The organism is Candidatus Pelagibacter sp. HIMB1483, assembly GCF_052048135.1.
Classification (GTDB): domain Bacteria; phylum Pseudomonadota; class Alphaproteobacteria; order Pelagibacterales; family Pelagibacteraceae; genus Pelagibacter.
Window position 1 is genome coordinate 1,037,583 of record NZ_JBNAIM010000002.1, and the last position, 22,492, is coordinate 1,060,074.

A 22,492-nucleotide genomic window follows, 5' to 3' on the forward strand; every position below is an offset into this window, starting at 1 on the left:
CTATATTTGTGTCTCAACCCAAATCGCTGCTGCAGATTTTGTAATTTCTCTTATTCTTCCTATATATTCAGCTCTTTGCGCAACACTAATTGCTCCTCGAGCATCTAGAATATTAAATATATGACTTGCTTTTAAACATTGATCATATGCTGGTAAAGATATTTTTTTTTCAACTAATAATTTTGCTTCACTCTCAAACATATCAAAAATTTTAAAAAGATTTTCAATATTTGCATGTTCAAAATTGTAAGATGAAAATTCTTTTTCAGCTTGGTGAAAAACTTCTCGATATTTAACACCATCATCATTCCAAATTAAATCATACACATTTTTTTGTTGTTGTGTGAACATACAAATTCTTTCTAGACCGTACGTTATCTCAACTGATACAGGTTTACATTCAAACCCTGCCATTTGTTGAAAGTAAGTAAACTGGGTAATCTCCATGCCATCACACCAAACTTCCCATCCCAATCCTGCTGCACCAAGCGTTGGGCTCTCCCAGTCATCTTCAACAAATCTAATATCATGTTCTTTATGATTAATACCAATCACTGACAAACTATTTAAATAAAGTTTTTTTATATTAGATGGAGAAGGTTTTATTATTACTTGAAATTGATAATAATGCTGAAGTCTATTTGGATTTTCTCCATACCTGCCGTCTGTTGGTCTTCTCGAGGGCTGAACATATGCTGCTTTCCATGGTTTAGGCCCTAATGATCTTAATGTTGTTGCTGGATGAAATGTTCCTGCTCCAACCTCCATGTCATATGGTTGTAAAATAACACAACCATGTTTACTCCAAAACTTTTGTAAATTTAAAATTGTATCCTGAAAAGTTTGAAACTTTATTTTTTTTTTGATTTTTTTAGAGGCCATATTTTTGCCAAACTGATTTTTCTTCTAATATATTTGTCATCTTTTCTAGTTGATCATTTGATGATGATAACTTTTTACTTAACCAACTTTTTGTTTTTTCAAATTTCTTAATAACCACATCTTCACCAAACTTTTCTCTTAATATTTGATTTGCATCACCAATTTCATCAACCAAACCAAGATCTTTAGCTTTGCTACCAGACCAAAATTCACCAGAAAATAATTCTACTTCTGATTTTTTTAATTTAAACCCTCTACTTTTTTCAACTACATTAATAAAATCTTTGTGCAAATCTAATTGGATATTCTTTAATCTTTCAATGTCTTCTTTTTTTTCCTCCAAAAATGGATCTAAGGTACTCTTATTTTTTCCAGCAGTGTGGACTCTTCTTTCTACACCAATTTTTTTTATTAGTTCTGTAAATCCAAAAGAAGAGTAAATCACACCTATAGAGCCTATTATCGAACTTGAATTTGCATAAATTTCATCACCTGCACATGCAATCAAGTATCCACCTGAAGCAGCCACATCCTCTGCAAAAACTATTACTTTTTTTTTATTTTTTTTAGCCTGCTCTCTTATAAAATTATAAATTAAATGTGACTGAACCGGAGATCCTCCTGGAGAGTTAATTGTAATTGCTACACATGGTGCTTTTTTAACAGAAAAAGCTTTCAAAATAATGTCCTCTTGACCAGAAAAATCTATACCTTGTTTAAATTTACCAACATTACCAATCACACCACTTAATTTTATATGTGGAATTATTTTTTTCTTTTTAAAAAAAGAGAGCATTTTTAACCTTTATAGAATTTTTTTATGATAATAAAAACACCTTATAATTGAAGATTTAGGTGCGTCAATTGATAAGTATCAATGGGCACTTATTATAATAATTTGCTCAATAAATGGGAAGTGTAATACAGTTAAAAAAGCAGATTAATAATTCTTATTTCCAACTAAAAAATTCTGTTGAGGATAAATTAATGTTAGTTGAAGAAAAGATAAAATCAAAATTAGAGAGTGATGTTGATTTGGTTAAAAAAATGACTGACTATCACCTAGAAACAGGTGGCAAAAGATTAAGAGCTCTGCTTACATTAGGTTCAGCAAAATTATGTGGCTATACAAAAGGCACTAGAGATATAAATTTGGCAGCATGCGTAGAATTAATACATTCAGCAACTTTAATGCATGATGATGTTATAGATAATGGATCTGTAAGAAGAGGTAAAGAAACATTAAACCAAATATGGGATAATCATTCTTCTGTTTTAGTTGGAGATTACTTGTTGAGCAGATGTTTTGAAATGATGGTAGAGGATGGAAATATTGAGGTTCTAAAATTATTATCTTCAACTTCTTCAAAAATTGCTCAAGGTGAAGTTCTACAACTTCAACATAAAGGTGAAGTGGATATGTTAGAGGAAACTTATTTAAAGATAATTTCTGCAAAAACAGCTGAATTATTTGCAGCGGCAACTAAAGTTGGAGCTATCTTGTCTGAAATGAAAACAAAAGAAAAAGAAGCTCTAGAGTTTTATGGGAGAAATCTAGGATTAACATTTCAAATAGCAGATGACACATTAGATTACAATTCTGAATTAAAATTATTTGGAAAAAAAATTGGAAAAGATTTCTATGAAGGAAAAATTACACTCCCAATAATTCTATTATTTCAAAAAGGAAACTCTGAGGAAAAAGAAAATCTCAAAAAAATTTTTTCAAAAAATATTAGAGATGAAAATGAATTTAAATACATAATTTCTTTAATAAAAAAATATGAAATTATTAAGGGATGTTATCAAAAAGCTCATCATTATATTAATTTAGCATCTAGCTCATTATCTGTTTTTAAAGATAGTAAAGAAAAAAATATTCTTGAAAATTTAACTTCATTTAGCCTATCAAGAGATTTTTAAGGACTTAAAAGACTTTTGATCCAATTACCTTTTTTATCCAAAGTATATTTTAATCTTTCATGAATTCTATTATCTCCATCAAGCCAAAATTCAATACTTTGAGGTTTAAGATTCCACCCAGACCAATTTTTTGGTCTAGGAACATTATCTTTGTCTTGATATTTTTTTTTAAAATTCTCGATAGCATTTAAAAGCTCTTCCCTATTATTTAAAACACTACTTTGTTTAGATGCCCAAGCACCTATTCTACTTTCATAAGCTCTCGACTTATAATATTCATCTGCAGTTTTATCATCTACTTGTTTTAAAACTCCAACTATTCTTATTTGTCGTAATAAACTCTTCCAATGAAAACACATGCTAGCATTTGGATTTTCTTTAATTTCATTTCCTTTTTGACTGTTTAGATTTGTATAAAAAATAAATCCCTTTTCATTGTAACCCTTTAGAAGCACCATTCTTACTGAAGGAATACCTTCTTTGCTAACTGTGCCTAATGCTAAAGCATTTGGATCATTTATTTCATTCTTTTTAGCCTCTTCAAACCATTTCTCAAATAATTGAAAAGGATTATCCAGTTCCAAAAAGCATTTATTGAGCCCTAGTGAGTTTTTTTGATTCATAATTTAAACAAAATAATCTATACAATATAAAATAATGTCATTTAATACTTTTGGAAAGTTTTTTCGCTTTACAACTTGGGGAGAGTCCCATGGTCCTGCTATTGGTTGTATAATTGATGGATGCCCTCCTTTAATTCAATTAAAAGAGGCAGATATTCAAAAAGAATTGAATAAAAGAAAACCTGGGCAATCTAAATTCACTACTCAAAGAAAAGAAAGTGATAAAGTTCAAATTCTTTCAGGTGTTTTTGAAGGTATGACAACTGGAACCCCAATATCACTAATTATTTACAACGAGGATATGCGTTCAAAAGATTACAATGATATTAAAAATAAATTTAGACCAGGTCATGCCGATTTCACATATTTTAAAAAGTATGGAATTAGAGATTATAGAGGTGGTGGCAGATCGTCTGCAAGAGAAACTGCTGCAAGGGTTGCAGCAGGAGCTGTAGCTAAAAAAGTTTTAGAAAATAAATTAGGAAAAAAATTTAAAATCTCTGGAGCTGTAACTCAACTAGGTATACTTGGATGTGACACAACTAAGTGGGATGAAAAAATAATTAATAAAAATCCATTTTTTTGTCCAGATAAATTAATGTTAAAAATTTGGGAAAAATATTTATTAAGTGTAAGAAAAGCAGGTTCATCATGTGGGGCAATAATTGAATTAAGAGCAAATGGTGTTCCGGCAGGCTTAGGTGCACCCATATACTCAAAATTAGATTCTGACATCGCTTCTGCAATGATGAGTATTAACGCTGTTAAAGGAGTGAATATTGGATCAGGTATGAATTCTGCACAATTATCAGGAGAAGAAAATTCAGATGAAATTTTACAAAATAAAAAAATTACAAAATTTAGATCTAATAATGCAGGTGGAATTCTTGGAGGTATATCTTCAGGTCAAGAAATAATTGTTTCATTTGCTGTAAAACCTACGTCATCAATTTTAAAAAGTAGAAAAACAATTAATAAATTTGGAAAAAATACAAGTATTTCAGTAAAAGGCAGACATGACCCTTGTGTAGGTATCAGAGCTGTACCAGTGGGAGAGGCAATGCTTTCATGTGTTTTATTAGATCATTTTCTTATGAATAAAGCTCAATGTAGTTAGCTTAATTAATTTTGTTTTTGTAAAACTATATTTGAATTAAGTAAATCTAAAATTTTTTCTTCAATTGAACTATGATCTAGATTTGCAACTTTATACATGTTGTCAGGAGTATCTTGATCAATGAATAAGTCAGGTAATGTCAAAGATCTAAACTTTAAATTAGAGTCCATTAAACCCTTTTTTGTTAAGAAATCTACTACGTGAGAACCAAAGCCTCCAATAGAGCCCTCTTCAATCGTCATGATTGCTTCATGAGTTGTAGCTAATTGCCAAATTAAATTTTCATCTAAAGGTTTTGCGAATCTAGCATCTACAACAGTAATGTTAACACCTTTTTTAACTAAATTTTCTGAAGCCTTTAAAGTTTCGTTTAATCGTGCTCCAAAATTTAAAATAGCTAACTTTTTTCCTTCTTTTATAATTTTAGATTTTCCTATCTCAATTTTTTCACTTATAGAGGGCAAAATTGAACCTAATCCTGTGCCCCTTGGATATCTAAACGCACTAGGTCTATCATTGATATCTGTTGAAGTATTTATCATTCTCACAAGTTCAGCTTCATCACTCGCAGCCATTACAACAAAATTTGGTAAAGTAGAAAGATATGTCGTATCAAAGCTTCCAGCGTGAGTAGGCCCATCTGCACCAACTAATCCGGCTCTATCAATCGCAAACCTAACGGGCAAGCTTTGAATTGCCACATCATGAACTACTTGATCATAAGCTCTTTGAAGAAATGTAGAATAAATAGCTGCATATGGTTTAAAATTTTCAGTTGCTAATCCAGCTGCAAATGTAACTGCATGTTGTTCTGCGATTCCAACATCAAAAGTCCTATCGGGAAATTCTTTTCGAAAAATATCTAGGCCAGTCCCATCGGGCATAGCAGCTGTAATAGCAACTATTTTGCTATCTTTTTTTGCATGTTGAACCAATGTGCTTGCAAAAACCTTAGTATATGATGGTAATTTAGTAGTACTATTAAATTGCTCACCAGTCTTAATATTGAACTTAGATACTCCGTGATAATTATCCTTCGCTTCCTCAGCGAAAGAATAGCCTTTACCTTTTTTTGTTTTGATATGAATCAAAATTGGTCCTTCGTGTTTTGAGTCTCTCGCATTCTTTAAAATAGGAATTAAAGAACTTAAATCGTGCCCATCTATAGGACCAATATAATAAAAACCAAGTGAGCTAAACAAAGTTCCACCAGTTACAGCAGATCTAAGTAAATCCTCAGCTTTACCAGCTTTAGCACTAAATCTTTTTGAAAAAGCTGAAGTAATTAACTTAATAGTCTCCCTTAAACTAAAATAAATCTTACCAGAAAAAATTTTTGCTAAATAAGTGCTCATAGCTCCTACGGGTCGAGCAATTGACATATCGTTATCATTTAAAATAACAATCATTTTAGTTTTTGAGGCACCAGCATTGTTCATAGCTTCATAAGCCATACCAGCGCTAATGGCTCCATCACCTATGACTGCAACAACGTTATCTGATTTATTGGAAAGTTTATTGGCTTCAGCAATCCCTAATGCTGAAGAAATTGAAGTTGAGCTATGCGCAGCGCCAAAAGGATCATATTCGCTCTCTGATCTTTTTGTAAAACCGGAAAGACCACCACCTTGTCTTAATGTTCTAATTTTATCCTTTCTGCCAGTTAAAATTTTGTGTGGATAACATTGATGACCAACATCCCATATTAACTTATCATTAGGTGTATTAAATATATAATGTAAAGCAACACTCAACTCAACAACTCCTAGACTTGCTCCTAAATGACCACCAGTAACAGATACTGCATCTATCAATTCCTCTCTTAATTCATCTGCAACTTTTTGTAGTTTAGACTCAGGTATTTTTTTTAAGTCTGATGGAAAATTTATATTATTTAAAAATTCAAATTTTTTTTTCATTTTTTTCTATTTAAAATATAATTTAGTGTCTCTGATAGATTGTTTCTTTTAGGGCCATATTTTTTTAATTTATTGTTTATTTTTAAAATTAAACCATTAGCATATTTAATAGTATTTTTATATCCTAGTAAACTAATTAGAGTTGCTTTTCCCTTTTTTTTATCTTTACCTGTTTTTTTTCCAGCAACTAATGAATTTCCCTTATAATCAATTAAATCATCAGCAACTTGAAATAATAATCCAATATCAGCACCTATATTTTCAAATTTCTTAATTTCTTTATTATCTTTTTTTCTGATGATTAAAGGTGCTACACAACAAAAACTAAAAAGTCTTCCAGTTTTTTTTATTTCCATTTCTATAATCTTTTTTTTTGAAACTCTTTTTTTTTCATAACTTAAATCTAAATATTGACCACCAGCGATCCCTAAATGTCCCGAACTCTCAGAAATCTTATTAATTAAATTAATTTTAATTTTTTCGTTAAAATCTAAATCTTTATGACTTAATATTTCAAAAGCCATAGTTAAAAGTGAATTACCTGCTAAAACAGCTGTAGATTCTCCAAATTTTATATGAGTTGATGCTTTGCCTCTTCTTAAAGAATCGTCATCCATGCAAGGTAAATCATCATGAATTAAAGAATATGCGTGAATGCACTCAACTGCAGCACCAATAATAATCAGTTGTTTGTAATTTAATTTAAAAAGAGATCCAATATCTAATAAAATTTTTGATCTTATTTTTTTACCACCAGAAAATAAGCCGTATTTCATGGCAACAATTAATTCTGATTTTTTTTGTTTAGAGATAAATCTCCTTAAAAAATAATTTGTATCTTTAGCAATTTTGTTAAGATTTTTCTGCATCTTTTTTTAAAGTTATTTTGGATATTTTTTCTTTTGTCTTTTCATTAATGTTTTTAATATTTTTTTGAAATTTTTTTTCAATTATATTATTAAGTTTGACTAAATCTTGATATTTTTCTAAAGAGTTTTCTAAATCCTTTTGATTTTCCAACTCCTCAATCATTTTATTTGCTTCATAAGTTAATTCTTCAAGAGAGAGTAAGCTATAATTATTTGGTAAATTTTTATCTTTCATATAATACTCTCAAATAATACATGAAAATTAAACTTGCAAATATTAAAAAAGCAAAGAATCTCTTAAATAAAAGTGAGTGTGTGGCTATACCTACCGAAACTGTTTATGGATTAGCAGGAAATGCTTATTCAGACCGCGCGTGTAGAAACATATTTAAATTAAAAAAAAGACCAAAAAATAATCCTCTAATAGTCCATTACCATGATTTTAAAAAAGTCAAAGAGGATTGTTATTTAAATCATAGTTTTTTTAAATTATATAAAAAATTTTGTCCTGGACCTATAACGTTTATTCTCAACTTGAAAAAAAATTCAAAAATTTCAAAAATTGCAACTAATAAAAAAAACTCACTTGCTATAAGATTTCCAAAACATCCGATTACAAGAAATTTATTGAAAGAGTTAAAATTTCCTATAGCAGCACCAAGTGCAAATATCTCCTCAAGAATAAGCGCTGTAACTTCTAATGATGTTAAAGATGATTTTGGAAAAAAAATAAAATATATTCTTGAAGGAGGAAAATCTTCAATCGGTGTTGAGTCCACAATTATTGATTTGAGAAAAAAACCAAAAATTTTAAGATTAGGAGCTTTGGATGTAAAAAAAATTAAAAAAATATTGGGAAAAAAAATATCATTCAATATCAATCCCTCTAAAATTTCTTCACCTGGTCAACTAAAAATTCATTACTCACCTGGGATTCCAATAAGACTTAATGTAAAGAAATTTAGAAAAGATGAGGCCTGTTTGCTTATTAGAAAAAAAAAAATAAGTAAAGCAAACTATTATTTTTTATCTAAAAAAGGTAATTTAACTGAAGCTGCTAAAAATTTATACAGTACTTTAAGAAAAATTAAAAAAAGCAAATACAAGTCTATAGCAGTAAGTAAAATTCCTAATGAAGGGCTGGGTAAAACTATTAATGACAGGTTGTTAAGGGCATCAAAATTTAATGGCTAATCCTCTTGAAATAATTAATTTATCAAAAACTTATAATACAAAAGAAGCTGTTAAGAATATTTCTTTTAAACTAAAACGAAATGAAATTGTTGGAATTCTTGGCCCCAATGGATGTGGCAAAACCACAACTATAGGAATGGTTTTAGGTTTACTTAAACCTACAAAAGGTAAAGTATTAATAAATGGTAAAGAAATTGAAAATCATAGAGTCAATTTATTAAATGAATTAAATTTTATTTCTCCCTATATAGAATTACCAAAAAAATTAACTGTGAAACAAAATTTGGAAGTTTATGGGAGACTTTATGATGTTAAAAAACTAAAAACAAAAATTGAATATCTATGTGAAAAATTAAGACTTGATGAATTTATCAATAAAATAACTGGAGAGCTTTCTTCTGGTCAAAAAAATAGAGTTAGTCTTGCTAAATCAATAATTAATGATCCCACAGTTTTACTTCTTGATGAGCCAACTGCATCTCTTGATCCTGAGACAGGAGATTTTGTTAGAAGTTTTTTAGAAGAGTATCAGAGAGAAAAGGAAACATCTATTTTATTAGCTTCACATAATATGGCTGAAGTTGAAAGATTGTGTTCTTCAGTGCTTATGATGAATAAAGGGTCTATTATTGATAAAGGAACTCCTAATGATCTAATTAGTAAACATGGAAGAAAAAATATGGAGGAAGTTTTTTTAAAACTCACAAGAGAAAAAATATGAATTTAAATAAAATGTATGGTCTTTTCCTCAGGCATTTTTACCTTATCAAAAGTTCTTTGCCCAGAATTTTAGATCTAATTTATTGGCCAACAATACAAATAATTCTTTGGGGATTTATTTCTAAATTTTTTTCAATTTACAGTAATTACTACAGCAATACACTGGGAATAATTCTTACATGTGCAATCCTTTATGATATTCTTTTTAGGTCCAGTATTAGTTTTAATATGCTTTTTTTAGAAGAAATTTGGAGTCGAAATTTTACAAACTTATTTATAGCTCCTCTAAAATTGAAAGAAATTATTGTATCATTAATTTTTACAGCTTTAATAAGAACTTTAATTGGATTGGTGCCTGCTATTATTTTAACTTCTCCTTTATTTGGAGTTTCAATTTTAAAATTAGGTTTTCCCTTACTTATATTGTTTTTAAGCTTATATATATTTGGAATAACGTTAGGTTTATTTGTTAGCTCTGGACTTATGAGATTTGGACCTTCTTTTGAAAATATAGCTTGGTCATCTTTATTTTTGTTAGCTCCATTGGGATGCATATATTATCCAATAGAAATTCTTCCAAATTTTTTTCAAATTATTGCAAAAGGTCTACCATTAGTTTACATTTTTGATGAAACAAGAAATATTCTTTTGAATGGTTTTGTAAATTATGAAAATATTAAACAAGCTTATATATTAAATCTAATTTATCTTCTTAGTGGAATAGCGCTATTTTATTTTTCTTTTTTAAGAGCAAGAGTTAAAGGAACATTAATTAACATGGGTGAATAATGGTGCGCCTGCTAGGAGTCGAACCCAGAACCTCCTGATCCGAAGTCAGGCGCTCTATCCAGTTGAGCTACAAGCGCATATAATATTAATATATTATTTTATGGAAAAAAAAATAAATTTGATTGTTAAAGATAGTGTTAAAAATGTCCGTGTTGATATTTTTATTAGTAAAACTGAAAATGATATTAGCAGAAATAGGATTAAAAATTTAATTTTGAGTAAAAAATTAAAAATAAATAATAAAACTATCATTGATCCAGCTAAAAAAATTTCAGAGGGCGATCATATAGTCTTAACAATACCTGAACCAAAGAAAGCTTCTCTAAAACCCTACAAATTTAAATTGGATATTATTTTTGAAGATGATGATTTGATTGTTTTAAATAAACCTGCCGGTATTGTTATGCACCCTGGGGCAGGAAATTTTGATAATACAATTGTAAATGCATTGATTAATTATGATAAAAAATCTTTATCAAATATTGGTGATGAACTCAGACCAGGAATAGTTCATAGAATTGATAAAAATACATCAGGCTTAGTTGTGATTGCAAAAAATAATCAAACCCATGAAAATCTTTCTATTCAATTTAATAATCATTCAATAACAAGAGTATACCAATTATTAATTTGGGGTAAAATTAGACCTCCAAATGGAAGGATTGAAACATTCATAACTAGAAGTTCTAAGAATAGACAAATGATGGAAGTAAGTAGGTCTAAAGGGAAAAAAGCTATCACTAATTATGAAACTATAGAAATTTTTGATAACAAAAATACTCCAACTCTTAGTTTGTTAGAATGTAAGTTAGAGACTGGACGAACACATCAAATAAGAGTTCATATGAACTATTTAGGTAATAGCATAGTTGGTGACGATAAATATAAAAAGAAATTTAAAAAAATTAAAAATATTAATCCATTATTAGAAAAAAATCTTATCAATCTTAATAGACAATTTCTCCATGCTAAAACTATCGGATTTATTCATCCCAAAAATAATAAAGAAATGACATTTAACTCAATTTTGCCACAAGAACTTGCAAAAATTTTAAAAATGCTAAGAAACACTTATAAATAAATTATTGAAAAAAAAAAATTATTAATTAGATAAAATACCTATGAATAATGTTATAAACAATAACTTACCTATCCTAAGTAGTGAGGGTGGCTTATCTGCTTACTTAGAGCAAATAAAAAAATTTCCAATGTTGGATGCTGAGGAAGAATATATGCTTGCAAAAAATTGGAAAACTACTGGAAATATTAAAGCTGCAGAAAAATTAGTAACTAGTCATTTAAGATTGGTTGCTAAGATTGCTATGGGATATAAAGGTTACGGATTACCGGTTAATGAAATGATATCTGAAGGTAACATAGGTTTAATGCAGGCTGTAAAAAAATTTGAACCTGAGAAAGGTTTTAGACTTGCAACATATGCAATGTGGTGGATTAAAGCTTCAATTCAAGAATATATATTAAGATCTTGGAGTTTAGTAAAAATTGGCACTACTACTGCTCAAAAAAAATTATTTTTTAATCTTAAAAAATTAAAAAACCAGATAGCGCCTCAGACGGAAGGTGATTTGAGAAATGAACATGTTGATGAAATTGCAAATAAACTTGACGTAAGTAAAGAGGAAGTTGTTTCAATGAATCGAAGATTATCAGGAAAAGAATTTTCACTTAATGCACAAGTTGGAGAAGATGGAGATGAATGGCAAGATTGGTTGGTTGATAAAGAATTAGACCATGATCTAAAATTTGCTCATCAGGAGGAAATGGAACAAAGAAAAGACTTATTAAAAAACTCAATTAAGGTTTTAAACGATAGAGAAAGAGAAATTTTGTATTCAAGAAGATTAAATGATGATCCTATGACTTTAGAAGATCTAAGTAAAAAATATAAAATTAGTAGAGAACGAGTTAGACAAATTGAAAATAAAGCTTTTGAAAAATTACAAAAACATATGTTACTTCTGGCAAAATCTAAAAATCTTCTTCCTGTAAATTAAATTTCGAACGGGTTTTCTATTAAAATAGTATCATCCCTTTCTGGACTTGTAGATATACTTGAGATTTTAGTCCCAATAAAATCTTCTACAGCATAGATATAATTTTTTGCATTTTCGGGAAGTTCATCAATGTTTTTAATTCCATTAGTAGAAGTTTTCCAGCCAGGAAAAGTTTTGTAAATTGGCTTAATTTTTAATTGATCTTCAACGGCAGCTGGTAAATAATCAATTTTTTCTCCATCCAAATCATACTGTATGCACATTTTTATTTCATCTAGCTCATCTAACACATCTAATTTTGTTAGAGCAATTCCATCAATACCCGAAATTTTAATCGTTTGTCTTACTAATACTCCATCAAACCAACCACATCTTCTTTTACGGCTTGTTACTGTTCCAAATTCTTTTCCTCTTGTTCCCAATAGTTCACCAATATTATCATCTAATTCTGTTGGAAATGGTCCTTCACCTACTCTTGTTGTATATGCTTTGGTTATACCTAAAACATAATTAATAGAATTAGGTCCACACCCTGAACCAGTAGCTGCAGTTGATGCAACAGTGTTTGAAGAAGTAACAAATGGATAAGTCCCATGATCAACATCTAAAAGGATCCCTTGTGCACCTTCAAATAATATCTTTTTTTTTTGTCTTTTAAACTCATCAATTTTTAACCAAACTGGCTGAGAAAATTTTAAAATTTCAGGAGCAATTTTTAATAGATCTTTTTTCAATTGATTTTTTTCAAATATTTTTTTTCCCAAACCTTTTCTAATTGCATTATGGTGTTGCAAAACTGAGTCTAATCTTTGATCCAAATTTATTTCAGATCTTAAGTCCATAACTCTAATTGATCTTCTGCCAACTTTATCTTCGTAAGCAGGTCCAATCCCTCTTCTCGTTGTTCCAATTTTTTTTTTACCAGCAGTATCTTCTCTAATTTCATCCATTTCTTTATGAAATGGCAATATCAAATTTGCAGATTCTGAAATTATAAAGTTTCCCACATCAACTTCTACACCTTTTGATCTGATCTCTTTTATTTCATCTAATAAAGCCCATGGATCAACAACAACTCCATTTCCAATGACAGAAATTTTATTTTTTCTTACTATTCCAGATGGGAGCAATCTAAGTTTATAAGTAATACCATCAATTACTAAAGTATGTCCTGCATTATGACCACCCTGAAATCTAACCACTACATCAGCTTGTTCTGAAAGCCAATCTACTATTTTGCCTTTTCCTTCATCCCCCCATTGTGAACCTACAACAACTATATTTTTCATTATTTAAATTTTCTTTTTAAATTTATTGAACTAAGATGATTTATTGGACCATGACCCTTTCCATATTTTGGATTAGTTAATATTGCAGAATTTACATATTTAATACCAAGCTCACAAGCTTTCTTAAGACTTTTTCCACATGAAAATAAAGTTGTAATTGCACTTGATAAAGTACATCCTGTTCCATGGGTATTTTTTGTTTTATGCCTTAAACTATAAAAAACTTTAAGATCTTTTTTGTTAAAAAATACATCCTCTACTTTTGTTGATTTTAGATGACCACCTTTAATTAATACATTTTTAGCCCCTAAATTAATTAACTTATTTGCTGCAAGTATCATATCTTCTTTATTTCTTATTTTAACTCCAGTTAAAATTTCTGCCTCAGGAATATTAGGAGTAATTAAATAAACTTTTTTTATAAGTTTTTTTTTTAAAACCTGTATTGCATTATTATCAATTAATTTAGTCCCTCCTTTTGCAACCATAACAGGATCTAAAATAATTTTTTTTACTTTAATCTTATTTAAAGACTTAATAACACTTTCAATAACAGCAGATGAATGAAGCATACCAATTTTGATAGCATCAGGCTTTATATCACTTGATGTAAAGATTATTTGATTTTTTATCTCATCAGCATTAATGGGTATAACTGACTTCACCCCTTTTGTATTTTGAACAGTCACAGCTGTGATTGCTGTCATTGCATATGATCCAAGACTAGTTACTGTTTTAATATCAGCTTGAATGCCTGCACCACCTGATGAGTCTGATCCTGCAATAATTAAAATTTTTGATTTTGGTTTCAATTTATTTGATAGTTTTTGAAATTATATTAATGCATTTTTTTAGTAAAACTTTATTTTTGCTTTCTCCCATTATTCTTATTTTTGGTTCAGTTCCAGATTTTCTCACAAGAATACGGCCTTCCCCTTTTATTAATCTATTGGCAATTTTAATAGATTTTTTTACTGACGATTTCATCAATATTCTATTATCTTTGATCCTAATATTTTCCAAAATTTGAGGAATTTTCTCAAATACGTTGAAAAATTTACTGGCCTTTAATTTCTTACTTAAAGCCTGAATAACCTCTAAAGCTACAAGTAATCCATCACCAGTTGTAGCAAATTTTCCAAGAATTATATGTCCTGATTGCTCACCACCTAAATTAAACTTTTTTTTTTGCATTATTTCTTTAACATATCTATCACCAACATTTGCTCGTATAAATTTTATTTTTTTTGATTTAAAAAATTTTTCTAATCCATAGTTAGACATTAATGTTCCAACAACACCCCCTTTAAGAATTCTTTTCTTTTTCCAAAGAAGAGCTAATGCTGCAATAATTTGATCTCCATCAATTATGGATCCATTCTCATCACACATTATAATTCTGTCGGCATCTCCATCTAATGAAATACCCAAATCGGCTTTATATTTCCTAACAAATTTTTGTAATTTATTTGGATAAGTTGAGCCACAATTTTTATTTATATTAAACCCATTAGGTTTATTTCCAATAATTGTTAATTTTGCTCCTAATTGTCTTAATAAATTGGGTGCAGATTTATATCCAGCACCATTTGCACAATCTAAAACTATCTTAATATTCTTTAACCTTAAATTTTTAGGAATTTTTTTCTTCAAAATTTTAATATACTCATCAGTACCTGTTTCTAACCTTTTTACCCTTCCTAAAAGTTTTGGTTTTGATAAATGATGTTGAACATTGCTATCTATTAGATGTTCAATTTTTTTTTGTATTTTATCAGATAATTTTAATCCATCAGGTCCAAATAATTTTAAACCATTATCATAAAATAAATTATGGGAAGCTGTTATCATTATACCAAGATTTGCATTCATAGATTTAGTTAGCATTGCCAAGCCATTTGTTGGTAAAGGGCCCAAAGTATAAACGTGCATACCAGCAGAGGCCAAACCTGACACTAATGCTGGTTCAAGTGCATAACCAGAAAGTCTAGTGTCTTTTGCGATTATAGCTGTTTGTTTTTTTTTTTTTAAATTTGTAAAATATTTCCCTGTCGCTAATCCAAATTTAAAAAACATGTCTCCATTAATATTTTTACTGTTAACCTGGCCTCTAATACCATCTGTACCAAAATATTTCATATTTACTTAATAAGTTCTTTAAATACTTTTATGCTTTGATTTATTTCATTGACATCATGTACTCTAATCATTTGTACACCCTGCATCATTGCAAAAACACTTGTGCTAACTGTTCCTCCAATTCTTGACAAACTATCATTTTTTCCAGACAACTCTTTAATATATTTTTTTCTGGAAATCCCAAGCAATATAGGTAATCCTAAAGAATGGTAAATTGAAATATTCTTAATTATTTTCATATTATGTTTCAAATTTTTTCCAAAACCTATGCCAGGATCTAGAATAATATTATTATGTTTAATTCCAATTTTTCTCAAAAATTTAATTTTTTTTTCAAAAAAATCATAAATGTCCAATAATACATTGTGATATTTTGGGCTTTTTTGCATTACGTCAGGGTTTCCAAGAGAATGTTGTAGCACAAAAGGGATTTTATATTTTTTTAAAATATCTACAGATTTTTTGTCATACTCAAGACCAGAAATATCATTTATTAAATATACTCCTAATTTTATTCCTTTCTCCATAATATCCGACTTTCTTGTATCGAGAGATATCAATTTTTTTTTATCAATTTTTTTTAAGATATCTTTAATTCTATCCCATTCAACTTTAAGGCTTACTGGTTGTGAGCCTGGTCTTGTAGACTCACCACCAATATCAACAAGATCTGCACCACATTTAAATAGGAAGTCTAAATGTTTTTTTGCATAATCAATTTTAATATACTTTCCTCCATCAGAAAAACTATCAGGTGTAATGTTCAAAACACCCATGATTTTTGGTATTGATTTGAAATTTAAATTTTTAATATTTTTTTTACTATTGGTAATTAGTTTTATATCTTTTTTAACTTTTTTTTTTAAATTAGTTGATAATTTATAAATGTCATTTAAATTTATTATCTTTTTTGATTTTCTTGAAATTATTTCAAGCTTATCAAATGAAATATCACTGTTACCATTAAGTGGTAAAGCTTTTTTTTTCTTAACTAAAGTTTTTGAATTTGATCCATAATAGAAATTACACGCTCTAGTGTAATATCTGTTCATGAATTTTAGTGAACTATTTTTGGTTTTAAGCCCATTGCACCCAAAGCAGAACTTTGATCATCCTTATCCTCTGGTTTCTCTAAAACTTTATCTTTAGGATATACGTTTTTATTGATTATATTTTCAATTTCTTCTCCTGTTAAAGTCTCATAGGTCATTAAAGCCTTCGCAATTTTGTGTAAATCGTCTATTTTTTCAGTTAATATTTTTTTTGCTTGATTGTAGCCTTCATCAACTAATTTTCTAATTTCTTTATCAATTTTTTGAGCAACTGCTTCAGATACAGATTGCGTTTGTGTTACTGATCTTCCTAAAAAAACTTCCTCTTGATTTTCGCCATATTCTACTGGTCCCATTTCTTCACTCATCCCATATTTTGTTACCATTGCTCTAGCAAGTTGTGTTGCTTGATTAATGTCTGATCCAGTTCCCCCACCTGCACCAGTAGTGATGTCATCTTTTCCAAATATTAGTTCCTCTGCAACTCTGCCTCCGAAACATACTGCTAACCTTGCTTTAAGATACTTAATTGAATAACCGTGTTTGTCTCTCTCTGGAAGATTCATAACCATACCTAAAGCTCTACCTCTTGGAATAATTGTTGCTTTATGGATTGGATCATAACTGGGCATGTTAAAAGAAACTAGTGCATGACCACCCTCGTGATAGGCTGTTAATTTTTTTTCATCTTCAGTCATAACCATTGATCTTCTTTCAGCACCCATCATTACTTTATCTTTAGCTTCCTCAAACTCAGTCAAGGTTACAATTCTTTTATTCTTTCTAGCTGCTAATAAAGCTGCCTCATTAACTAGATTAGCTAAATCCGCACCTGAAAAACCTGGAGTTCCTCTAGCGATAGTTCTTAAGTTTACATCAGGAGCCATCTTAATTTTTTTTACATGAACTTTTAATATTTTTTCTCTACCAATTATATCCGGATTTGAGACTACAACCTGTCTATCAAATCTTCCTGGTCTTAATAAAGCAGGATCTAAAACATCCGGTCTATTAGTTGCTGCAATTATTATTACACCTTCGTTTGTATCAAAACCATCCATCTCAACTAAAAGTTGGTTAAGTGTTTGTTCTCTTTCATCATTTCCACCACCTAACCCAGCACCTCTGCTTCTACCAACAGCATCAATTTCATCTATAAAAATTATACATGGAGAGTTTTTTTTACCTTGTTCAAACATGTCTCTAACTCTAGATGCTCCAACACCAACAAACATCTCAACGAAATCTGATCCTGAAATTGTAAAAAAAGGTACTCCTGCTTCACCAGCAATTGCTCTCGCTAATAAAGTTTTTCCTGTGCCAGGAGGTCCAACTAAAAGAGCTCCTCTTGGTATTTTACCTCCAAGTCGACTAAATTTTTTTGGATCTTTTAAAAATTCTACAATTTCTTCAACTTCTTCTTTTGCTTCCTCAACACCAGCAACATCATTAAACGTAATTTTGCCTTTAAGTTCATTCATCATTTTTGCTTTGGATCTTCCAAAACCCATTGCTCCACCTTTTCCACCTTGCATTTGTCTCATAAAAAAAATCCAAACTGCGATTAATAACAACATCGGGAACCATGATAACAATACGCCAAATAATGATGGCATTTTTTCATCAATAGGAGCTGCAGAAATACTTACTCCTTTTTCTGAAAGTTTTTCAATTAAATTTGGATCATTTGGAGAATATGTTGTAAAACTTTTTCCATTAGAATAAACGCCCTTAATGTTATTACCTTGTATTTCTACTTTTAAAACTTCGCCGTTATCCACAGAAGTCAAAAATTCTGAAAAAATAATTTGATCACTTCCCCTATTATTTGATTGGGGATTTTTAAACATATTATATAGGCCAATAGTTAAAAAAACTATAATTGCCCACATTGCTATATTTTTTATATTCATAAAGTATAAAATAAGAATTATTACTAATTAAACAAGTGACAAATTGTAAAAAGTATCAATATTTTAATGTTCTTTTGTCACAATTATTGATTGATTCACCTTTTCAACTATACATCCACCTAAGGTCGACTTTTTAAGTCGATTATTTTCAACATCTTTGATGATTTTATCTAATTTACTTCCTCTAACTGAATAATATTTTTTTCCAACTAATTTTAAAACTTCTGAGAAAGTTCTAAAAACTACCTCGTAAGGTTGTTTAAAAAAATTTAAATTTATAATTAAATTATTTTTTTTATATGAAAAAAAACTATTTTTTTTCAAATTTTCCCTAACATAAAAATCAACTACATCATTTGAGTATTTTAAATTTTGAATTGTTTTTAAAAATTTTTTTTTATCCAAGCCATCTTTTTGAAGTTCATAAATTAATTTTCTTACTCTAATCCTTTGGAATTTTTCATCTGAATTTGTTGGGTCTTTGACATAAAAATTAAAAACTTTATTTGACAAATAAACTAAATCCTCTTTTTTTTCATATATTAAAGGTCTAAATATATTCATACTATCAATAGTGCTTTTTGGACCCAATGAAACTAAGCCTTTTAATCCACTTCCTCTTAAAAATCTTATAAAAAAATTTTCAATTAAATCGTCTTTATGATGTCCTAATAAAATATTTTTAATATCTAATTTTTCACATCTTCTAAATATTAATTCATATCTTTTAATTCTTGCTTGAGACTGAATATTTTTGAGAGGTTTTTTTCCCTTCCAAGTTAAAATTTCTGATTTTATAAATTTTTTCTTCAATAAGTTTAGCACAAACTTAGCTTCTTTCGTAGATTCGGGTCTAAGTTTATGATCTACGATAAAAAACTTAACAGATAGTCTTTTTTTTATTGAATAAATTTTAGCTAAAAAGGCCAAAGCTAAACTGTCAGGCCCTCCCGAAACTGCAACAGCAAAATTATCTTCAATATTTAATGATTTTTCAAATCTTTTATAAATGTTATTTATTTTTTTAATTTTTAACTTATCTTTTAAAAGTTTAGGAATTTTGATTATTACATTCAAATTTTTGCGACTCATATTTAGCTTTTTGGATCACTGATTGATTAGCATCTGGATACTGTTTTTCAACACCGTTGATCATTTTACAACCTTGATCCTTTTCTCCAATCTGAACCATGGATACACCAAGCTTTAATAAATTTATAGGAGCTTTTTCACCTTTAGGATATTTTTGATATCCTTCTAAATATGCTGATGCAGCATCAGTATAAAGTTGTCTTATTCTAAAAGTTTCAGCATACCAATACTGAGCATTTCCAGCTAAATCATGTTCTGGGTTAGTATTTACAAACTCTCTAAAAGCTCTTTCAGCAGTTGAATAATCTCCAACTTTTAAAAAACTTGTAGCAAACTGATATTGTTTTTCCGGAGTCTCGTTAGGAAGAATTTTTTCTTCAGCTTGAAAACTTTCTGTAACTATTGAAGCTGTTGTATCAATTGATTGAGTTTGTTGTGAGGTTTCATTCGTATTTGTATCTTTATAGGAAATAGATCCTAAATCTTGTGGTTGTGAGCTTCCAGGTAAATCTTCGTTTTGATTTTTTTTAGTATTTTTTGTTATTTTTTTTATTGTTTCATCAGATGATAAGGCATTTTCTAAATCTTGAAATCTTAATTGATTGTCAGCCTGAACTTTAGACAATCTGTTTGATAATTTATCTAATTTAAAATTTATTTCTTCAAATTTATTTGTAAGTTGTTGGAATTGATTTTCAATTTCTGAGAGCTTTAATAAATGTCTTGTTAAAACGTCCTCTGAATTAACATCTAAGTTATTATTTAAATTAATTTCACTGCTGTTGTTGTTTGTCTCTAATGATCCTGAATAAACTGCTTTTTCTAAAGTTTTTATATCATTTTGTAATTGATCAATTATTTCATAAATATTGTGATTGTCAGCTAATGATTTTGAAAATGGAGAAAAATAAATTAAAAAAAATAAATTTATTGTGAATACTTTTAAAACGAATTTCATACATTATAAGGTTATGATTAAAATAATGGCAAAAAAAAGACCCTTAATCAAAGTTGTGATTAAGGGTCTTTAAATTTAAAAAATTAATTTGCTTTTACTGTTACAGATCTTCTATTTTTTGACCAAGCTAGTGGATTAGAACCTGAATCAACTGGTCTTTCTTTTCCATAACTCAAAACTGAAATTCTATCAGAAGAAATTCCGTAAGTCATAAGATAATCTTTTGCAGCATTAGCTCTTCTTTCTCCAAGTGCTAAGTTATACTCTCTTGTTCCTCTTTCATCTGCATGTCCTTCAAGAACAATGGTAACATCAGAATTTTTTCTTAACCATGCTGCTTGTTTTCTCAAAGTTTCTCTTGAAGCAGTTGTTAAAACTGACTCATTTGTTGCGAAGAAAACTCTGTCAGGAACTCCTGATGCTAAATATTCAACTGTGTCAGTTCCAGTGTAAACATCACCTTGCATTTGGCCAGTTGATTTCTTTGATGTGGCACATGCAGATAACACTAAACACGCAACTGTTATTAAAAAAGCGTTTTTTAGAATTTTGTTTAATTTCATTATTGCTCCTTGGTCAATATTTCTTATTCTTAACTTTTTCACAACTACTTAGATGTTTCAAGTTAAAAAATCAAGATATTTTAGGTTAATTGCTTAATAAAGATGACCATGATGGGTCTGAGGCATCTGTCGGGGTGTCAACAAGCCTCTCATTGTAACCTGTCAAATCTATCGACCATAATTTAGCAGAAAAACCCTCTCCTTTGTCGTCTGTTTTGGTTTCTCTATAAAAAATTAAAACTCTTCCATTAGGTGACCATGATGGAGCCTCTTGATAGTAATTTTCAGTAAGTAATCTTTCACCACTACCATCAGTTCTCATCACGCCTATGTAAAATTTTCCTTTATGTAATTTTGTAAATGCAATTAGATCTCCTCTTGGGGACCAAACTGGAGTTCCATATAAACCTTTTCCAAATGAAATTCTTTTAACATTGCTGCCGTCACTCTTCATTACATAAATTTGTTGGTATCCACTTCTGTCAGAATTAAAACAAATATATTTTCCATCTGGTGAATAAGAAGGCGATGTATCAATTGAAGGATGATTAGTAATTTTTTCAACAATTCTATTTTCTAAATCCATTGTATAAATATCTGAATTACCATCTTTTGCAAAGCTCATAATTATTTTTTTTCCATCTGGAGAAAATCTAGGAGCAAATGTCATTCCTGGAAAGTCACCAACAACCTCTTGAATTCCTGTTTCAATATCAAGGAGATAAACTCTTGGTAAATTTCTAAAATAGGACAAGTAAGTTACCATTTGATTTGTTGGATTGAATCTAGGGGTCAATACAAGTTCATTACCTAAAGTTAGAAATTTATTATTCGCACCATCTTGATCCATTATAGCTAATTTTTTTATTCTTTTTGTTTTTGGTCCTTCCTCAGCTACATAAATTATTCTTGTGTCAAAATATCCTTTTTCACCAGTTAACCTTTCATAAACTTTATCAGTAATTATATGTCCAACTCGTCTCCAATTACTTGGGACTGTTGTGAAAGCAAGAGCCATCATTTCTTTTCCCGCTAATACATCCCATAATCTAAATTCAACTCTCAACTTATCATCAATATTTTTTACTTTTCCAGTTATTAAAGCTTGTGCTTTAATTAAATTCCAATCTTCAAATCTTGGTTTTAAATTTGCTATATCAGGCGCTTGAAGAAATGCATCTTTGTTAAGAGGGTTAAACAATCCAGAAATTTTTAAATTATTTTCAATAACTTTAGAAATTTCTGAACCTATATCTTTTTTATTTAAAATTTTTTCGAAGTTTTTCTTTGAGTTTTCGTCAATTGATAAAGGAGAAACTGCAATAGGTAGTGGATTTAAGTTTCCTCTTGTAATATCAACCTCAATCAGAGCTAAAGAATTTGTATGAAAGATAAAGATAAAAAATATAAAAAAAATTTTTTTCATAGTAGTATA

22 protein-coding genes and 1 tRNA gene are annotated in these 22,492 nt (G+C 29.1%); 7 read left to right on the top strand and 16 right to left on the bottom strand.

What is annotated here, in order from left to right; translation table 11 throughout:
- Entirely contained in the window at positions 1-882 is an 882-nt protein-coding gene (locus ACTTAV_RS06265; protein WP_440670954.1) for a glycine--tRNA ligase subunit alpha, read from the bottom strand.
- The gene (locus tag ACTTAV_RS06270) at positions 872-1,678 is read right to left on the bottom strand and encodes a S49 family peptidase (RefSeq protein WP_440670955.1); all 807 of its coding nucleotides are present in this window, start codon (positions 1,676-1,678) and stop codon (positions 872-874) included. The genes ACTTAV_RS06265 and ACTTAV_RS06270 overlap by 11 nt, the downstream gene beginning before the upstream one ends.
- Positions 1,679-1,791: 113 nt before the next feature.
- On the opposite strand from ACTTAV_RS06270, the gene ACTTAV_RS06275 reads away from it, so the two are divergent.
- On the top strand, positions 1,792-2,805 hold the full coding sequence (locus tag ACTTAV_RS06275) for a polyprenyl synthetase family protein (RefSeq protein ID WP_440670956.1): 1,014 nt from the start codon (positions 1,792-1,794) through the stop codon (positions 2,803-2,805).
- Here the strand turns inward: ACTTAV_RS06275 and pdxH are convergent.
- A complete protein-coding gene (gene pdxH, locus ACTTAV_RS06280) occupies positions 2,802-3,428 on the bottom strand; it encodes a pyridoxamine 5'-phosphate oxidase (protein ID WP_440670958.1) in 627 nt (208 codons plus the stop codon). The two genes, ACTTAV_RS06275 and pdxH, sit on opposite strands and share 4 nt — an antisense overlap.
- Before the next feature lie 34 nt (positions 3,429-3,462).
- Between pdxH and aroC the strand changes: the two genes are divergently transcribed.
- Entirely contained in the window at positions 3,463-4,545 is a 1,083-nt protein-coding gene (gene aroC / locus ACTTAV_RS06285) for a chorismate synthase (RefSeq protein ID WP_440670959.1), read from the top strand.
- 5 nt (positions 4,546-4,550) lie between these two features.
- Here the strand turns inward: aroC and dxs are convergent, their stop codons facing one another.
- The 3 genes from dxs to ACTTAV_RS06300 are packed head-to-tail and all read right to left on the bottom strand — an operon-like array spanning position 4,551 to position 7,568.
- The gene (dxs, locus tag ACTTAV_RS06290) at positions 4,551-6,464 is read right to left on the bottom strand and encodes a 1-deoxy-D-xylulose-5-phosphate synthase (protein ID WP_440670961.1); all 1,914 of its coding nucleotides are present in this window, start codon (positions 6,462-6,464) and stop codon (positions 4,551-4,553) included.
- Complete coding sequence (locus tag ACTTAV_RS06295; protein WP_440670962.1) at positions 6,461-7,333, bottom strand: polyprenyl synthetase family protein; 873 nt, start codon at positions 7,331-7,333, stop codon at positions 6,461-6,463. The genes dxs and ACTTAV_RS06295 overlap by 4 nt, the downstream gene beginning before the upstream one ends.
- Entirely contained in the window at positions 7,317-7,568 is a 252-nt protein-coding gene (locus ACTTAV_RS06300) for an exonuclease VII small subunit (protein ID WP_440670963.1), read from the bottom strand. Before ACTTAV_RS06300 ends, ACTTAV_RS06295 begins: the two co-directional genes overlap by 17 nt.
- A 20-nt stretch (positions 7,569-7,588) precedes the next feature.
- Here ACTTAV_RS06300 and ACTTAV_RS06305 point away from each other — a divergent pair, with 20 nt between their 5' ends.
- From ACTTAV_RS06305 to ACTTAV_RS06315, 3 genes are all read left to right on the top strand, one after another.
- A complete protein-coding gene (locus tag ACTTAV_RS06305; protein ID WP_440670964.1) occupies positions 7,589-8,527 on the top strand; it encodes an L-threonylcarbamoyladenylate synthase in 939 nt (312 codons plus the stop codon).
- Complete coding sequence (locus ACTTAV_RS06310; protein ID WP_440670966.1) at positions 8,520-9,248, top strand: ABC transporter ATP-binding protein; 729 nt, start codon at positions 8,520-8,522, stop codon at positions 9,246-9,248. Before ACTTAV_RS06305 ends, ACTTAV_RS06310 begins: the two co-directional genes overlap by 8 nt.
- Before the next feature lie 227 nt (positions 9,249-9,475).
- Positions 9,476-10,036: an ABC transporter permease gene (locus tag ACTTAV_RS06315; RefSeq protein ID WP_440670967.1), complete on the top strand. Its 561-nt coding sequence runs from the start codon at positions 9,476-9,478 to the stop codon at positions 10,034-10,036.
- Here the strand turns inward: ACTTAV_RS06315 and ACTTAV_RS06320 are convergent.
- A tRNA-Arg gene (locus ACTTAV_RS06320) sits at positions 10,037-10,113 on the bottom strand.
- Positions 10,114-10,136: 23 nt separating this feature from the next.
- Between ACTTAV_RS06320 and ACTTAV_RS06325 the strand changes: the two genes are divergently transcribed.
- Entirely contained in the window at positions 10,137-11,117 is a 981-nt protein-coding gene (locus tag ACTTAV_RS06325; RefSeq protein ID WP_440670968.1) for an RluA family pseudouridine synthase, read from the top strand.
- Positions 11,118-11,157: 40 nt separating this feature from the next.
- Positions 11,158-12,051: an RNA polymerase sigma factor RpoH gene (gene rpoH, locus ACTTAV_RS06330; RefSeq protein ID WP_440670969.1), complete on the top strand. Its 894-nt coding sequence runs from the start codon at positions 11,158-11,160 to the stop codon at positions 12,049-12,051.
- Here rpoH and ACTTAV_RS06335 read toward each other — a convergent pair.
- The 9 genes from ACTTAV_RS06335 to tolB all read right to left on the bottom strand — a co-directional run bounded on the left by ACTTAV_RS06335 (position 12,048) and on the right by tolB (position 22,483).
- Positions 12,048-13,340, bottom strand: a complete 1,293-nt coding sequence (locus ACTTAV_RS06335) for an adenylosuccinate synthase (RefSeq protein ID WP_440670970.1) — start codon at positions 13,338-13,340, stop codon at positions 12,048-12,050. The genes rpoH and ACTTAV_RS06335 overlap by 4 nt on opposite strands.
- Positions 13,340-14,152: a bifunctional hydroxymethylpyrimidine kinase/phosphomethylpyrimidine kinase gene (gene thiD, locus ACTTAV_RS06340; protein ID WP_440670971.1), complete on the bottom strand. Its 813-nt coding sequence runs from the start codon at positions 14,150-14,152 to the stop codon at positions 13,340-13,342. Before thiD ends, ACTTAV_RS06335 begins: the two co-directional genes overlap by 1 nt.
- A gap of 1 nt (position 14,153) precedes the next feature.
- On the bottom strand, positions 14,154-15,479 hold the full coding sequence (gene glmM / locus ACTTAV_RS06345; RefSeq protein ID WP_440670972.1) for a phosphoglucosamine mutase: 1,326 nt from the start codon (positions 15,477-15,479) through the stop codon (positions 14,154-14,156).
- Positions 15,480-15,481: 2 nt separating this feature from the next.
- Complete coding sequence (gene folP / locus ACTTAV_RS06350; protein ID WP_440670973.1) at positions 15,482-16,531, bottom strand: dihydropteroate synthase; 1,050 nt, start codon at positions 16,529-16,531, stop codon at positions 15,482-15,484.
- 5 nt (positions 16,532-16,536) lie between these two features.
- Positions 16,537-18,444 carry an ATP-dependent zinc metalloprotease FtsH gene (gene ftsH, locus ACTTAV_RS06355; RefSeq protein WP_440670975.1) on the bottom strand — a complete coding sequence of 636 codons (1,908 nt, stop codon included), beginning with the start codon at positions 18,442-18,444 and terminating at the stop codon, positions 16,537-16,539.
- A gap of 63 nt (positions 18,445-18,507) precedes the next feature.
- Positions 18,508-19,536: a tRNA lysidine(34) synthetase TilS gene (gene tilS / locus ACTTAV_RS06360; RefSeq protein ID WP_440670977.1), complete on the bottom strand. Its 1,029-nt coding sequence runs from the start codon at positions 19,534-19,536 to the stop codon at positions 18,508-18,510.
- The gene (gene ybgF, locus ACTTAV_RS06365) at positions 19,496-20,494 is read right to left on the bottom strand and encodes a tol-pal system protein YbgF (protein ID WP_440670978.1); all 999 of its coding nucleotides are present in this window, start codon (positions 20,492-20,494) and stop codon (positions 19,496-19,498) included. The genes tilS and ybgF overlap by 41 nt, the downstream gene beginning before the upstream one ends.
- Before the next feature lie 83 nt (positions 20,495-20,577).
- Positions 20,578-21,057 (bottom strand): peptidoglycan-associated lipoprotein Pal, encoded by a 480-nt coding sequence (gene pal, locus ACTTAV_RS06370; RefSeq protein WP_440670979.1) that lies wholly within the window; start codon positions 21,055-21,057, stop codon positions 20,578-20,580.
- 85 nt (positions 21,058-21,142) lie between these two features.
- Positions 21,143-22,483 (bottom strand): Tol-Pal system beta propeller repeat protein TolB, encoded by a 1,341-nt coding sequence (gene tolB, locus ACTTAV_RS06375; protein WP_440670980.1) that lies wholly within the window; start codon positions 22,481-22,483, stop codon positions 21,143-21,145.
- Positions 22,484-22,492 lie beyond the last annotated feature (9 nt).

What these genes read in the sequence shown, in the direction of transcription:
- dxs (WP_440670961.1), bottom strand. Translation starts at nt 6,464, where the DNA reads ATGAAAAAAAAATTTGAATTTTTAAATAATATAAATTTTCCATCAGAC.
- aroC (WP_440670959.1), top strand. Translation starts at nt 3,463, where the DNA reads ATGTCATTTAATACTTTTGGAAAGTTTTTTCGCTTTACAACTTGGGGA.
- glmM (WP_440670972.1), bottom strand. Translation starts at nt 15,479, where the DNA reads ATGAAATATTTTGGTACAGATGGTATTAGAGGCCAGGTTAACAGTAAA.
- tilS (WP_440670977.1), bottom strand. Translation starts at nt 19,536, where the DNA reads ATGAGTCGCAAAAATTTGAATGTAATAATCAAAATTCCTAAACTTTTA.
- ACTTAV_RS06310 (WP_440670966.1), top strand. Translation starts at nt 8,520, where the DNA reads ATGGCTAATCCTCTTGAAATAATTAATTTATCAAAAACTTATAATACA.
- ACTTAV_RS06270 (WP_440670955.1), bottom strand. Translation starts at nt 1,678, where the DNA reads ATGCTCTCTTTTTTTAAAAAGAAAAAAATAATTCCACATATAAAATTA.
- ACTTAV_RS06335 (WP_440670970.1), bottom strand. Translation starts at nt 13,340, where the DNA reads ATGAAAAATATAGTTGTTGTAGGTTCACAATGGGGGGATGAAGGAAAA.
- ACTTAV_RS06265 (WP_440670954.1), bottom strand. Translation starts at nt 882, where the DNA reads ATGGCCTCTAAAAAAATCAAAAAAAAAATAAAGTTTCAAACTTTTCAG.
- pdxH (WP_440670958.1), bottom strand. Translation starts at nt 3,428, where the DNA reads ATGAATCAAAAAAACTCACTAGGGCTCAATAAATGCTTTTTGGAACTG.
- ybgF (WP_440670978.1), bottom strand. Translation starts at nt 20,494, where the DNA reads ATGAAATTCGTTTTAAAAGTATTCACAATAAATTTATTTTTTTTAATT.
- ftsH (WP_440670975.1), bottom strand. Translation starts at nt 18,444, where the DNA reads ATGAATATAAAAAATATAGCAATGTGGGCAATTATAGTTTTTTTAACT.
- ACTTAV_RS06305 (WP_440670964.1), top strand. Translation starts at nt 7,589, where the DNA reads ATGAAAATTAAACTTGCAAATATTAAAAAAGCAAAGAATCTCTTAAAT.
- pal (WP_440670979.1), bottom strand. Translation starts at nt 21,057, where the DNA reads ATGAAATTAAACAAAATTCTAAAAAACGCTTTTTTAATAACAGTTGCG.
- folP (WP_440670973.1), bottom strand. Translation starts at nt 16,531, where the DNA reads ATGAACAGATATTACACTAGAGCGTGTAATTTCTATTATGGATCAAAT.
- ACTTAV_RS06275 (WP_440670956.1), top strand. Translation starts at nt 1,792, where the DNA reads ATGGGAAGTGTAATACAGTTAAAAAAGCAGATTAATAATTCTTATTTC.
- ACTTAV_RS06295 (WP_440670962.1), bottom strand. Translation starts at nt 7,333, where the DNA reads ATGCAGAAAAATCTTAACAAAATTGCTAAAGATACAAATTATTTTTTA.
- ACTTAV_RS06325 (WP_440670968.1), top strand. Translation starts at nt 10,137, where the DNA reads ATGGAAAAAAAAATAAATTTGATTGTTAAAGATAGTGTTAAAAATGTC.
- ACTTAV_RS06300 (WP_440670963.1), bottom strand. Translation starts at nt 7,568, where the DNA reads ATGAAAGATAAAAATTTACCAAATAATTATAGCTTACTCTCTCTTGAA.
- ACTTAV_RS06315 (WP_440670967.1), top strand. Translation starts at nt 9,476, where the DNA reads ATGCTTTTTTTAGAAGAAATTTGGAGTCGAAATTTTACAAACTTATTT.
- tolB (WP_440670980.1), bottom strand. Translation starts at nt 22,483, where the DNA reads ATGAAAAAAATTTTTTTTATATTTTTTATCTTTATCTTTCATACAAAT.
- rpoH (WP_440670969.1), top strand. Translation starts at nt 11,158, where the DNA reads ATGAATAATGTTATAAACAATAACTTACCTATCCTAAGTAGTGAGGGT.